Genomic DNA, 14,125 nt, shown 5'->3' on the forward strand with positions numbered 1-14,125 from the left:
ATCACTTCGCCCCCTCAATACCAGTCAGATTCCTCGCAGTTATCTCCACGATCCTTTGCCGGGCTTCCCGGCTCGCCCAGGCAGAATGGGGCGTGATAATCAGGTTGGGGATATCATCCGCCAGCAACGGGTTGCCGTTGCGCGGTGGCTCTTCGGTGAGCACATCGAATCCGGCACCGCCAATGGTGCCCGCGCGGAGTGCGTCGGCCAGGGCCTGTTCATCCACAAGGCCGCCACGACTGGTATTGATCAACAGCGAAGAGCTTTTCATTTTGCTCAATTCGGAGGCCCCAACAAGGTTCCGGGTTTCGTCCGTAAGCAGGCAATGCAGCGACAGCACATCCACACGAGGCAGCAACTCCTCCAGCGGAATGCGGCGATGACCATCCACTTCGCCGGGCTCCTGGCCGGGACGACAGCCCAGCAGGATGTCCATGCCAAACGCACGGGCCCGCTCCGCCACGCCCTGCCCAAGGTCACCATAGCCGATGATGCCAAGGGTCTTGCCCTCCAGCTCCATGATGGGGTGGTCCATCAGGCAAAACATATTACTCTGCGCCCATCGACCCTGGCGCACATCCCGGTCGTAGTCCAGTAGCCGGGTCGCTAGCGCAAGAATCAGGGCCATGGTGTGCTGGGCCACGGTTGACCGGCCATAACGGGTGACGTTAAGTACCTCGATGTCATGGTCCCTCGCCGCCTCCAGGTCGATGTTATTCAGGCCCGTGGCGACCACCGCGATGGTGTTAAGCTCTGGACAGGCCTCAAAGTGCTCACGGCCCAGAACGACCTTGTTAACCAGCACCGTATCGAACCCCTGCAAACGTTCCGTCACCTGCTCAGGTGTGGTGCGGGGGTGACAGGTCAAGGGTCCGGTCACCGCCTTGATCGGCTCAAGGGACACGTCGCTGCCCAGGGTGCTGGCATCAAGGAATACAGCTTTCACTGTTATAACTCCTGTTTTATGCTCGGAAGATACCGGAATCACCAAGAGGATATGCGGCATGGAACATGAATTCTGGCACACACGCTGGGCAAAGGGCGAAATCGGTTTCCATGAAGGTTCGGTCAACAAGTACCTCCATGACCACTGGCCGGAGTTTGCGGGTGACCGCACCGATGCCGTGTTCGTCCCCCTTTGTGGCAAGGCCCATGATATGTGGTGGCTACACGATCGGGGACACCCGGTTATTGGGGTCGAACTCAGTGACGTTGCCTGCAAGGACTTCTTCGAGGAAGCAAAGGAAAAAGCAAAGGTTCACCCCGGGGAGCCGTTTACCCGATTTCGCCATGACGACCTGGAACTCTGGTGCGGCGACTTCTTTCAGCTGGTGCCAGAAGACCTGACCCATATTCGCATGGTTTATGACCGGGCGGCACTGATCGCCCTGCCCCCGGAGATGCGCACGGACTACGTTAACCACCTCACGACGGTCATCCCCGACGGCACCCATATACTGCTGATTACCCTCGACTACGACAGTAACGAGATGAAGGGGCCGCCGTTCAATGTCAGCGATGAGGAAGTCCACAACCTCTATGGCGAGGATTACGAAATCAACCACGTCCTCACCAGGGAAATGGCCCGGGATAACCCGTTTGCCAAGCGCCGGGGCCTGCAAAACGGTGCTACTGAGAGCGTCTTTTATCTCAAAAAATACTAAAACCGTTGTCTGGGAACTTTCCACGATTTTTCAGTGGATTACTCGCCCCTGACCAGGAACCTCGGTTGATAATTAACGTCTTTCCCGTTCCGCCCGTTTGTTTTTTGTACATGTTTGACCATGCTGGTGAAGGCACCCCTGTAACAAAAACTTACAAAGAGGGATCTTTACCATGCTTTCAAACCGAGTGCTTCAGCCCCTGATCGCCCTGCTGTTCCTGGCAGGGCTCGCTGCCACAGGCCATGCAGCCAACCCCCACTATGACCTGAAGGTACTTTCCAGCGCCCCGGACCAGGTGTCCGGTGACGATGTACTGGTACAGGTGTTGTTCAAGGATCGCCCCATCAAGTCCATGCCTGCCGTGAAGTCGCGCCTGCGGCAACTGGAATTCTGGCTGAACGGCCAGCCTATAGAGCCGGAAATCCGTGCCGGCCGCGATGGCCATGAGGTTCTGGTTTCCGGGCTGATAGAGGGCGACAATCAGCTTGAGCTGCACCATCGCCGGCAGGGACCGCTGGCTTCTGTCGAGCTGACCGCGCACCCGATCACCGGGCCGATCTTCTCCGGTCCGCAGCAATATCCGTTCGTCTGCACCGTCACCACGGAACTGGGCAAGCAGCCGCTGGTGGATACCGACGGCGATACCGGCTTTCCGGTGCTGGATGAATCCGGCAGCCAGGTTGGCCTGAGCAAGGACTGCTCCATCGAACCCTATGTCACCTTTATCTACCGCACCACAGACGGCGGCTGGGCGCCCCTGCCCGACGATGGTTCCCGCCCTGCCGACATGGCCACCACCACCCTGACGGACGGCCGTACCGTGGACTTTATCGTCCGGCAGGAGCGGGGCACCATTAACCGCTTTATCTACAGCTTTGCCACCCTGGCCCAGCCAGGAGATGAGCCCTGGGAAGCCTCCACCGGAAACTGGAACGGACGCCTGCTATTCCATTTCGAAGGGGGCGTCGCCATCGGCCACAGTCAGGGGCGCATCAGCGGCCGCTCGCTGGAGCCAGAGGTGCTGAAAAAAGGCTATGCGGTGATTTACTCCACCGGCACCCGCACCAGCAGCCACTACAACCTGCAGGTGGGCGGTGAAACCGCCTTGATGGTGAAGGAACACTTCATCAAGCGCTTCGGAGTGCCAGACTATACCGTGGCCATTGGCGGCTCCGGCGGCGGTATCCAACAGTATGTCTACTCCCAGAACCACCCGGACCTGCTCGACGGCGGTGTACCCCAGTATTCCTACCCGGACATGATCACCCAGGTCATTCACATCGGGGACTGTGAACTGCTGGAGCACTACATGGACGTGACCGACGGCGACAACCCGAAGTGGTGGAACACAAGCAATCGCAGCTGGCTGGTAGGCCTTAACGCGACCGACAACTACCTGGACCCGTTTGCTGACGCCAAGCGAGCCCTGGGTTACGGAACTGCCCCGGGCATGACCGAATGCATACCCGCGTGGCGGGGTCTGACGGCCCTGGTGCTCAACCCCAACTATGGCCAGGCCCGCAACCAGGAGCTGATGCAGCCACCCGGAGTGATGAATGACGTCCAGTGGACCCACTATGACGACGCCCGCAATATCTACGGCCTGGACGAAAACGGCAACCCCCGTACCGTGTATGACAACGTGGGCGTGCAGTACGGACTCAATGCACTGGTGGAAGGCAACATCACCACGGCAGAGTTCCTGAAGCTGAACGCCCGGATTGGCGGCTGGAAACACCCCAATGACATGGTGCAGGAGGGCTTCCCCTACCTGGGTGATTTCACCCCAGCCAACTTCGACCCCTGGAGCCGCCGCAACATGATGCTCAGTCCGGACGGCGTCACCCCGGCGCCCCGCACCGAAGCGGATATCGAGGCCATCAACGCAGCCTACACATCGGGCCTGGTGTTTGATGGTGAGCTCAACATGCCGGTCATCGACTGGCGCCATTACCTGGAGGAAGTACTGGACATGCATAACAGCCACCAGTCCTTCTCCGCCCGCCAGCGCATCATCAACCGCATGGGGGATGCTGGCAACCAGGTTATCTGGTTCACCGATACCCGTCCCACGGACCTTTCGGATCCATCGGAACCGGAGCCGCTGGAGGAATACAACCAGACCTGGATGGCACTGGAGGTACTCCATGACTGGATCACCAACATCCAGCAAAATCCCGACAGGAGCATTGCCGAAAACCGGCCCGCGGAAGCCGTGGACGCCTGTTTCAATACCGACGGTTCACTGATCGAGGCCGGGGACGACGTCTGGAATGGGATCCTGGATGACAACGCCGCCGGCGAGTGCACCGAACAATTCCAGACCTATACCACCTCGCGGATCGAGGCCGGTGGCCCGATCGAAGGCAGCATTTTCAAATGCAGCCTGAAGCCGGTGAGCGAGGCGCTTGCCGACGGCACCTACGGCGACGTCAGCTTCAGCGCCGGCGAGATTGAACGCCTGGAAGAGATCTACCCACAGGGCGTCTGTGACTACCAGGCTCCGGACCAGGGACGTCCGGCAGGCTGAGCCCTTCCCTGCTGACGGCGGTGCCTGCATCGCCGTTAGCCTCTCACCGGCCATATTCGTCGCCTTTCACAACCCTTCCGTTGCCCACCTCACAAGTTTTCGCTTGCTGTCACGAACCTACAATATTTTGTCCTGTCAAAGCTGCAAAGCTTGAAAGCTGGACTAAGCTGAAACTGAAAGGGCCCGGAACAGGGCCCGCCGGAAACCGGGACCTGGATTCCGTCGTATATCCGGCCAACAGCGTTCATGACTTCCATCCAACCATAACCACAAACGCCCGCCCGCGGCGTCCAACAACGGGGAATTTTGCGTGTAGTCGAAGAATCATTAGCAAGCGAGGGTCACCCATGAGCATTCTGCAACACTTCAAAGACCGGTATGACCAGACCCAGGAAGAAGAGTACTCCCTGGAGGAATACCTGGAGATCTGCAAGAACGATCCAGCCGCCTATGCCACCGCAGCCGAGCGCATGCTGCTGGCGATCGGCGAACCAGAATTTATCGACACATCCAGAGACCCGCGCCTGTCGCGCATCTTTTCCAACAAGGTTATCAAGCGATACCCGGAATTCTCCGAGTTCTATGGCATGGAAGAGGCGGTGGAAAACATCGTGTCCTTCTTCCGCCATGCAGCCCAGGGCCTGGAAGAGAAGAAGCAGATTCTCTACCTGCTGGGCCCAGTGGGGGGCGGCAAGTCCTCCCTGGCAGAGAAGCTCAAGTTCCTGATGCAGAAGGTGCCCTTCTACGCCATCAAGGGCTCGCCGGTGAACGAGTCGCCCCTGGGCTTGTTTGATCCACTCGAAGACGGCCAGATCCTGGAAGAGGAATACGGCATTCCCCAGCGCTACCTCAAGCCGATCATGTCTCCCTGGGCCGTCAAGCGCCTGCACGAATACGGTGGCGATATCAGCCAGTTCCGGGTGGTGAAGAAATATCCGTCGGTACTGGACCAGGTGGCCGTATCCAAGACCGAACCCGGTGACGACAACAACCAGGACATCTCGGCCCTGGTGGGCAAGGTCAATATCCGCATGCTGGAGGACTTCTCCCAGGACGATCCGGACGCCTATAGCTTCAGCGGCGGCCTGTGCAAGGCCAACCAGGGGCTGATGGAATTCGTCGAGATGTTCAAGGCGCCCATCAAGGTGCTGCACCCGTTGTTGACCGCCACCCAGGAAGGCAACTACAACACCACTGAAGGCATGGGCTCGGTGCCCTTTGACGGCATCATCCTGGCCCACTCCAACGAGTCCGAGTGGCAGACCTTCCGCAACAACAAGCACAACGAGGCCTTCCTCGACCGGGTCTACATCGTCAAGGTGCCCTACTGCGTGCGGGTCACCGAGGAAATCGAAATCTACCGGAAGCTGCTCAAGCACAGCTCACTGTCCGGCGCCCCCTGCGCCCCGGACACCCTGGATATGCTGGCCCAGTTCTCGGTGCTGTCCCGCATCAAGGAACCGGAAAATTCCAGCATCTTCTCGAAAATGAAGGTTTATGACGGACAGAACATCAAGGATACCGACCCCAAGGCCAAGTCGATCCAGGAGTACCGGGATTCTGCCGGCGTCAACGAGGGTATGGACGGGCTGTCCACGCGCTTTGCATTCAAGATCCTGTCGAAGGTGTTCAACTTCGACACCACCGAGGTAGCGGCCAACCCGGTACACCTGCTCTATGTGCTGGAAAAACAGATCGAGCAGGAGCAGTTCCCGGCGGAAGTCCAGGAGCGTTATCTGCGCTTTATCAAGGAGTTCCTGGCGCCCCACTATGTGCAGTTTATCGGCAAGGAAATCCAGACCGCCTACCTGGAAAGCTACAGCGAATATGGCCAGAACCTGTTCGACCGCTACGTGACCTATGCCGACCTGTGGATCCAGGACCAGGAGTTCCGGGATCCCGAAACGGGCGAAATCCTGGACAGGTCGGCCATCAACGACGAACTGGAAAAGATCGAAAAGCCTGCCGGCATCAGCAACCCGAAGGACTTCCGCAACGAGGTGGTCAACTTCGTGCTGCGGGCCCGGGCCAACAACCAGGGGGAAAATCCCTCCTGGCTCAGCTACGAAAAACTGCGCAGCGTGATCGAGAAGAAGATGTTCTCCAACACCGAAGACCTGCTGCCGGTGATTTCCTTCAATCCGAAGGCCAGCCAGGAAGACCAGAAGAAGCACAAGCAGTTTGTGGAGCGGATGGTGGACCGTGGCTACACCGAGAAACAGGTCCGGCTGCTGGCAGAGTGGTACCTCAGAGTCAGAAAGTCGCATTAACCGTTTTCTGGCCTGGAGGAGTTGCACTATGGGCATGACCCACATCGTTGATCGCCGTCTTAACGGCAAGAACAAGAGCGCGGTGAACCGGGAACGGTTCCTGCGCCGCTATCGCCAGCACATCAAGAAAGCCGTGGCAGATGCGGTACACAAGCGCTCTATCACTGATATCGAGCGGGGGGAAAGCGTGAGCATTCCCTCCCGGGATATCCATGAACCGACCTTCCACCACGGCCAGGGCGGCAAGCGCGAGGTGGTCCACCCGGGGAACCAGGAGTTTGTTGCCGGTGATGAAATCCCCAAGCCGGAAGGTGGCGGCGGCGGTGGTTCCGGCTCAGGGCAGGCCAGCCCTGACGGCGAAGGCATGGACGAATTCGCCTTCCAGATCACCCAGGACGAGTTCCTCGACTTCCTGTTCGATGACCTGGAACTGCCCAACCTGGCCCGCAAGAAACTCAAGGACACCGAGGCCTTCACGTATCACCGGTCCGGCTTCACTACCCAGGGTGTACCCGCCAAGCTGGATGTGGTGCGTTCCCTTCGCGGCGCCCACGCCCGGCGCCTGGGCCTGGGTGGTGCCCGACGCAAGAAGATACGGGAACTGGAAGAACAGCTGGCGGCCCTGAAGACGGCCCCGGATGACCTGGACCCGGCCTTCAGCCACGTGGACCAGATCGAGGCACTGGAAGCCGAAATCGCCAGGCTCAAGGCCAATGTGCGCCGGATCCCCTTCATCGACGAAATCGATCTCCGCTACCGGCAGCACATCAAGAAGCCGAAACCCGCCACCAGCGCCGTCATGTTCTGTCTGATGGATGTCTCCGGGTCCATGACCCAGACTCACAAGGACATTGCCAAGCGCTTCTTTATCCTGCTGTACCTGTTCCTGAAGAAGAACTACAAGAAGATCGACGTGGTTTTCATCCGCCACCATACCAGCGCCAAGGAGGTGGACGAGGAAGAGTTCTTCTACAGCCGGGAAACCGGGGGCACCATCGTCTCCAGTGCGCTGAAGCTGATGCACAAGATCATCGAATCCCGCTATTCCCCGGATGAGTGGAACATCTACGCCGCCCAGGCATCAGACGGTGATAACTGGAACGATGATTCTCCCATCTGCGGCAAGATCCTGGCCGACCGGATTATCCCCCTGGTGCAGTACTACGCCTATGTGGAGATCACCCCCCAGGATCACCAGATGCTGTGGTACGAGTACGAGAAGATCATGGAGCGTTTCCCGCAAAGCTTTGCCATGCAGCAGATCGCCGACCCGGGCGAAATCTACCCGGTGTTCCGCCAGCTGTTCGAGAGGAAAGCCGCATGACTGACATTATCGACCGCCCCAACCTGCCGGATTCAGCACCAGCCAGGCGGGAGCCCATTTCCACCGGCTCCGAATGGACCTTTGAGCTGATCCAGCAGTACGACGACGAAATCGCCAGGTGCGCCGAAGAGTTCGGCCTGGACACCTACCCCAACCAGATCGAGGTGATCAGCGCCGAGCAGATGATGGACGCCTACAGCTCCGTGGGTATGCCCGTGGGCTACCACCACTGGTCCTTTGGCAAGCAGTTCCTGAACACATCCAAGGGCTACCAGCGGGGGCAAATGGGGCTGGCCTACGAAATCGTGATCAACTCCAACCCCTGCATTGCTTACCTGATGGAGGAAAACACCCTGCCCATGCAGGCCCTGGTCATCGCCCACGCCTGCTACGGCCACAACTCCTTCTTCAAGGGCAATTACCTGTTCCGCACCTGGACGGATGCCAGCGCCATTATCGACTACCTGGTGTTCGCCAGAAACTACGTGGCCGAGTGTGAGGAACGCCACGGCGTGGAGGCGGTGGAGGAGATCCTCGACTCCTGCCATGCGCTGATGAACTATGGAGTGGACCGCTACAAACGCCCTGCTCCGATTTCTGCAGCCGAGGAACGGCGCCGCCAGAAGGACCGGGAGGAATACCTGCAACGCCAGCTCAATGATCTGTGGCGCACCATCCCAAGGCCTGACGAAACAGAAGAGGACAAGGCCCGGCGCAAGCAGCGCTACCCCTCCGAGCCCCAGGAAAACATCCTCTACTTCATCGAGAAGAACGCCCCGCTACTGGAAACCTGGCAACGGGAAATCATCCGCATCGTGCGCAAGCTGGGACAGTACTTCTATCCCCAGCGCCAGACCCAGGTGATGAACGAGGGCTGGGCTTCGTTCTGGCACTACACCCTGCTGCATCGCATGTATGAGAAGGGCCTGGTCACCGACGGTTTCATGCTGGAGTTCCTGCAGAGCCATACGGCCGTGGTCTATCAGCCCCCGTTCAACAGCCCCTGGTACTCCGGCATCAACCCCTACACCCTGGGTTTCAATATCTTCTCGGACCTACGTCGGATGTGTGAGAACCCTACCGAAGAGGACCGGGAGTGGTTCCCGGATATTGCCGGGGGTGACTGGCTGGAAACGGTTCACTTCGCCATGCGCAACTTCAAGGATGAGAGCTTTATCCAGCAGTTCCTGTCGCCGAAGGTCATGCGCGATATGAAGTTCTTCGCCATCCAGAACGATGACCAGGAAGAGGTCTACCGGGTCACCGCCATTCACGATGATCCCGGATACCGGCCACTGCGGGAGAAGCTGGCCCGTCAGTACAACCTCAGTTACCGGGAGCCCAATATCCAGGTGTGGAATGTGGATGTACGCGGTGACCGGTCACTGACCCTGCGGCACATCCCGGTAGACCGGGTGCCGCTGGGCGGCGAGGATGCCGAGGAAGTACTTCGGCATGTTCACCGGCTATGGGGCTTTGAGGTGCACCTTGAAAGCGTGGACGAGGGCACGATAGTGGACGAGTACCACTGCCCACCCTGGGAAGCGGAAGATCACTGACACGGCTTCAACCAGCCAGGGGCCCTCATTCTCCGGGAATGGAAACCGTCACCCGCAATCCACCGAGGGGCGAGCGGCCCAGGGTCAGACTGCCCCCATACAGGGCCACTAGGTCCCCGACAATTGCCAGGCCGAGGCCCGAACCCGGGCGGGTTTCGTCGAGGCGCACCCCCCGGGCCAGGGCCTGGTTGCATTGCTCTTCTGACATGCCCGGGCCATCATCCTCTACCTGTAACTGACACCCTGTGGTGCCGGCGTCTTCCACGCTCAGTCGCACCCGGCTTTCGGCCCAGTTGATCGCATTTTCCAGCAGGTTGCCGGCGAGTTCCTGCAGATCCTGCCGCTCGACTCTTACCGGCCTGGCCTCGCTCAGTACGGACTCGAACGCCAGTCCGCGGCGAGAGGCCAGGGTCCTGAGTGCCGCCAGGACCGGCTCCAGGGCCTCTTCCACATTGACCGCGCCACCGAGACCCGCAGGCCCGGCGGCAGAAGCCCTGGCCAGGTGGTGGCGAACAGCTTCATTCAGGCGTTGCAGTTCGGCCTGGAATGCGCCTTGCTGATCCTGGGGCAAGCGCTCGCTCAGTGTCTGCAACACGGAAACCGGGGTTTTCAGGGCATGGGCCAGGTTACCTGCCGTTGCCCGCCCCCGCTCGATCAGTCGCTGATCCCGCTCAAGAACCAGGTTAATTGCCTGTGCCAGCCGCGCGAGCTCTTCTGGCAGGTCCGTGTCCAGTAATTGTTGCTGGCCTGCCTCTACCCGCCCCAGGCTCTGTTCCAGCCGTCGCAGCGGCCTCAGGCCCCAGTGGACCTGCATCCATACCATTGCCAGCAGCAATACACCGAGAGTCGCCAGGGACCCGGCAAGCAGCGCTTCAAAACGATCGACCTCCTGGTTAACCCCGGACAGGTCAGCGGCCACCGACACCTGCACGGTAGAGGGTGCGTTGGCCAGCCGTACCTGCCGGGAGACGACTCTTAGCGCCTGCCCCTGCGGTCCGGACGTTTCCTGAAAGGACAGCCCGCCCGCCTGCGGCACCGGCAGACGCAGGTCCCAAAGGGAGCGGGAGGTAGTAACCCGGTCATCCTGGTCCCTTACCTGCCAGTACCAGCCGGAATAGACCCGGGTAAAACGGGCATCACCAAGCTCCCGCTCCATCGCCAGGCGATCCGATGCGGGAACATAGACGGTTCCGGCAATGACAATATCCAACAGGGATTCAAGCCGGTCATTGAAGGACGTATTCACTGCCTCGCGAAAGTTCCAGGCCAGAACACCCCCCGCGATGGGCAGCACCAGGAGCATCAGAACCAATGCCGATACCACCATTCGGGTCGCAACCCGCCACTGCCTCACACCGGGAAGCATCAGGCAGGTTCTCCCCCTGCCATGCGGTAGCCCTGCCCCCGAATGGTTTCAATCGTACTGCTACCAAGCTTGCGACGAAGCCGGCTCACCTGGACATCGATAACATTGGAATCCGGCTCCTGGTCGCCATCATAGACATGCTCCGACAACTCCGTACGGCTCACCACCCGTGGCGCGGCATGGATCAGGTGCGACAGAAGCCGGAACTCCTGGGCGGTCAGGGCGACCGGCATACCTGACCGGGTAACCTGGGCGGCATGGGTATCCAGGGCAATGTCGCCAACACGGATGACCGGGTGGGCATGACCATGGGCCCGACGAACAAGGGCACGCAACCGGAACAGTATCTCGGCTGTTTCAAAGGGCTTGGTGACATAGTCGTCGGCACCTGCGGAAAATCCCGCGGCCTTGTCAGACCAGCGCTCCCGTGCTGTCAGGATAAGTACCGGCAAGTCGATACCCTGCTCCCGCCAGCCCGAAAGCCACTGGGTTCCATTGCCATCCGGCAGCCCCAGGTCCAACACCACGGCATCATAGCGCTCGGTACTGACCTGGAAATCCGCCGTACGGCCATCCGCTGCGACCTCCACCAACAGGCCCGCATCCCGTAACGAGGTAGCAAGCCCTTCCGCCAATGCTTTGTCATCTTCTACCAGCAGGATTTTCATCGACGCTCCATAGTCCTGAGGTTACGCCCTTCGACTTCCAATACTTCCCCGGTACGGGCGTCGATCTCGAACTCGGCCACCTGTCCATCAGGACCCAATAGTTCGATCTCATAGATGATGGCACCGTCGTCATCCTCGATCTCCACGTCGATCACGTCCCCGATCCAGTCCCTGGAAAGGCTCTCCAGGATCTCCCCGAGGGGCTTGATCCTGCCAGCCTCAACCTCCCGATGGAGGCGTTGCCAGTCTTCATCGTCGTCTGCAATGGCGACAGGACTGGCAACAACAGCCAGCACGAAGGCGGCTAAAACAAGCCGTGCTGATGCCCGGATAAAGGAGCGAATGATATAAAAACTGTAGCGGGTCATAACCATGATTCTGACAAAGCCCGGATGAACGCAACATGAACGGCACCATCATGCTCCTGCAAGACCGCCTCCCTTAATCTGCACCCAGGTTGGCGGAAATCACCCCGCCCCTCCGATGAAAACACCCTGTGTACGAACAAGGAGCTTACTATGAAAAAGATGATAGCACTCACGCTGGCCGGCACCCTGGCAGCCTCTCCGCTGGCCTTTGCCAAGGGCTCCCTTGACGACGCCGAGACCGTCCTGAACGCTGGCAGTGATTATGGCATTACCCAGTTCACCAACCTCGAATTCGATGATGACCGGGATGACCCGTTTGAAGTCGAAGGCTGGGTTGATAACGAGTGGTACGTCGAACTGGAGTTATCCACTGACGGCACTATCGAACGAGAGAAGCGTCGTAAACGTCAGGGCCAAGCCTCAGGACTCTCCGCCGATGATATCCGGAGCTACCTGGATGCCGCCAGCAGCGAAGGTATGCAATACATCGAAGAGCTGGAAGTACGCTCCGGCGGTCGGGTTGAAATCGAGGGCGAGGACAGCAATGGCCGCGAACTGGAAGTGGAGTTCCGCAATAGCAGCCTCAGTCCGTTCAAGGTCGAGCGGGACGACGACTGATCCCGAAACCCTGAGCCGGCCTGGTTTCAGGCCGGCTCATCCACGCAGCTTATCCTGCTCTGGGCGCCATCCCCGGAAATGGCCCAGGTATTCTTGCCCTTGTCCTTGGCAACATACATGGCCAGATCCGCCGCTTTCATCAGATCCTGTTGCCGACAGCCATGATCCGGGTACAGGCTGATGCCGATACTGAACGTGATCTCGAACGCGTGACCATCCACCTTTATCGGCGCACTTGACGCTTCCAGCAGCTTTTCCGCGACACGTACAGCATGGGCTGGCCGGTCAATGTTCTGAACCAGCACCACAAATTCGTCCCCGCCCAACCGGGCCAGTACATCGTGATCCCGCAACACACTCCGTAACCGGCTGGCCACCAGTTCCAGCACCCGGTCACCGGTGTCATGTCCCCAGGTGTCATTCACTTCCTTGAAGTGGTCCAGGTCGATAAACATGATCGCCGGTTTGTGTCCTGTGCGGTCCACTGACGCAATGGCCTGCTCAAGGAGATCCGCCAGCAGATTGCGGTTGGGGAGGCCTGTGAGGCTACAGTGGGTTGCCAGGTAGTGGGCTCGCTCTTCAGCCTGGCGGCGTTCCTCTTCCTTCTCGAACGTTTGCAGGGCATAAGATACGTTGTCCGCCATTCGTACCAGCAACCCGATGATTTCTTCGTCAAAGGCGTTGCGTTCACGGGAACACAGGTGCAAGGTCCCGATAGATCGGCCATTCCTCAGAATCGGAACAGCAGCCGCTGACTTCATGCGGGTTTTTGTTCGCACCGTGCTGTGCCAGAAACGGGTGCGCTCATCCTTCAGAAAATCATCCGTCACCTGCGGTTGACCACTGCGAAACGCTCTGCCGTTTAACCCCTGCCCTTCAGGTCTTCCGGGGTCGGTAGAGATGACCACATTTTGTGTGACGTCTCTACCAAACCCGGCCATGGCCCTCGGTATTAGCTGATCAGAGCCGGGTTCCGGCATCAGGACGACCGCCGTGGTCATACCACCGCTTTCGATCGCGGCGTCACATACCGCCTGGAAAAGTTCATCAGGAGAAGAACTGCGAATGATCGCTTCGTTGGTAGCACTCAAGGCGGCATAGATTCTCTTGGCGCGCAGTGCCGCTCTTTCAGCAAGAACCTGGGGAGTGACTTCCCGGGACACAATAACCACGACTTCCCTGCCCTGAACGACGGTGTAGCGGAAATGCGGCTCCCACCAGCCCCTTCGCGAACGGTCCTTGCTTTCCATAAGCCGGGGCTCATCGGTAAAACCTTCGTCGCCTGCATCACGGGCTTTCTGATAAATCTCGGAGACAAGGTCACGATCCTGAAGGGTCAGCGCAGACGCTTCCATCTCCAGCAGCTCATGGCGACTATAACCGGTCATCGTGCAGGTGGTTTCGTTAACGTACAGGTAACGATGGGTATTGAAGTCGCTGACCAGCAAACAATCCGGCGAGGAGTCCAGAAACTCCTGCAGATTACTCAGCAGAGCCTCACCAAAACTGTCTTCAGCCATCCGCGCCTCCCCACTCAGGGCATTCTTGTAATGTTAGTCATTGCCCATCAGGAAAGATTAGCCTGTTTATTTCCTGAGTAAAACGCTGAGGTTTATTTTTGACAGCTTTTCACAGTCTTCACGACAAATTGTCGACTGATCTCCCTGAACGACTGTCACTGTCTTTGCCCTTGCAGTCCGCGCTCGCCGCAGGGACACTCAACAGTCGATCATCCTGACCAAATAAAGGAAACCACAC

At 59.0% G+C, this 14,125-nt stretch carries 11 protein-coding genes; 6 read left to right on the forward strand and 5 right to left on the reverse strand.

Annotated elements, in window-relative coordinates; all coding sequences use genetic code 11:
* Position 1: 1 nt before the first annotated feature.
* Entirely contained in the window at positions 2 to 946 is a 945-nt protein-coding gene (locus BM036_RS07240) for a D-2-hydroxyacid dehydrogenase (protein WP_091849984.1), read from the reverse strand.
* A gap of 58 nt (positions 947 to 1,004) precedes the next feature.
* On the opposite strand from BM036_RS07240, the gene tmpT reads away from it, so the two are divergent.
* From tmpT to BM036_RS07265, 5 genes are all read left to right on the forward strand, one after another.
* The gene (tmpT, locus tag BM036_RS07245; RefSeq protein ID WP_091849986.1) at positions 1,005 to 1,664 is read left to right on the forward strand and encodes a thiopurine S-methyltransferase; all 660 of its coding nucleotides are present in this window, start codon (positions 1,005 to 1,007) and stop codon (positions 1,662 to 1,664) included.
* 172 nt (positions 1,665 to 1,836) lie between these two features.
* The gene (locus tag BM036_RS07250) at positions 1,837 to 4,194 is read left to right on the forward strand and encodes a DUF6351 family protein (RefSeq protein WP_091849988.1); all 2,358 of its coding nucleotides are present in this window, start codon (positions 1,837 to 1,839) and stop codon (positions 4,192 to 4,194) included.
* A gap of 347 nt (positions 4,195 to 4,541) precedes the next feature.
* Entirely contained in the window at positions 4,542 to 6,464 is a 1,923-nt protein-coding gene (locus tag BM036_RS07255; RefSeq protein ID WP_091849991.1) for a PrkA family serine protein kinase, read from the forward strand.
* A gap of 34 nt (positions 6,465 to 6,498) precedes the next feature.
* Entirely contained in the window at positions 6,499 to 7,788 is a 1,290-nt protein-coding gene (locus tag BM036_RS07260; RefSeq protein ID WP_245742527.1) for a YeaH/YhbH family protein, read from the forward strand.
* Positions 7,785 to 9,347: a SpoVR family protein gene (locus BM036_RS07265; RefSeq protein WP_091849995.1), complete on the forward strand. Its 1,563-nt coding sequence runs from the start codon at positions 7,785 to 7,787 to the stop codon at positions 9,345 to 9,347. The genes BM036_RS07260 and BM036_RS07265 overlap by 4 nt, the downstream gene beginning before the upstream one ends.
* Before the next feature lie 25 nt (positions 9,348 to 9,372).
* Here the strand turns inward: BM036_RS07265 and BM036_RS07270 are convergent, their stop codons facing one another.
* From BM036_RS07270 to BM036_RS07280, 3 genes are read right to left on the reverse strand one after another with little or no spacing between them, the layout of a single operon-like run.
* Entirely contained in the window at positions 9,373 to 10,713 is a 1,341-nt protein-coding gene (locus BM036_RS07270) for a sensor histidine kinase (RefSeq protein ID WP_091849997.1), read from the reverse strand.
* Positions 10,713 to 11,381: a response regulator gene (locus BM036_RS07275; protein ID WP_091849999.1), complete on the reverse strand. Its 669-nt coding sequence runs from the start codon at positions 11,379 to 11,381 to the stop codon at positions 10,713 to 10,715. The genes BM036_RS07270 and BM036_RS07275 overlap by 1 nt, the downstream gene beginning before the upstream one ends.
* Positions 11,378 to 11,749 carry a PepSY domain-containing protein gene (locus tag BM036_RS07280; RefSeq protein WP_091850195.1) on the reverse strand — a complete coding sequence of 124 codons (372 nt, stop codon included), beginning with the start codon at positions 11,747 to 11,749 and terminating at the stop codon, positions 11,378 to 11,380. The genes BM036_RS07275 and BM036_RS07280 overlap by 4 nt, the downstream gene beginning before the upstream one ends.
* A 150-nt stretch (positions 11,750 to 11,899) precedes the next feature.
* Here BM036_RS07280 and BM036_RS07285 point away from each other — a divergent pair, with 150 nt between their 5' ends.
* A complete protein-coding gene (locus BM036_RS07285) occupies positions 11,900 to 12,367 on the forward strand; it encodes a hypothetical protein (RefSeq protein ID WP_091850001.1) in 468 nt (155 codons plus the stop codon).
* Positions 12,368 to 12,393: 26 nt separating this feature from the next.
* Here BM036_RS07285 and BM036_RS07290 read toward each other — a convergent pair whose 3' ends face one another.
* On the reverse strand, positions 12,394 to 13,887 hold the full coding sequence (locus BM036_RS07290; RefSeq protein ID WP_091850003.1) for a sensor domain-containing protein: 1,494 nt from the start codon (positions 13,885 to 13,887) through the stop codon (positions 12,394 to 12,396).
* Positions 13,888 to 14,125: the final 238 nt, after the last annotated feature.

Source organism: Marinobacter segnicrescens (assembly GCF_900111555.1).
Taxonomy (GTDB): domain Bacteria; phylum Pseudomonadota; class Gammaproteobacteria; order Pseudomonadales; family Oleiphilaceae; genus Marinobacter; species Marinobacter segnicrescens.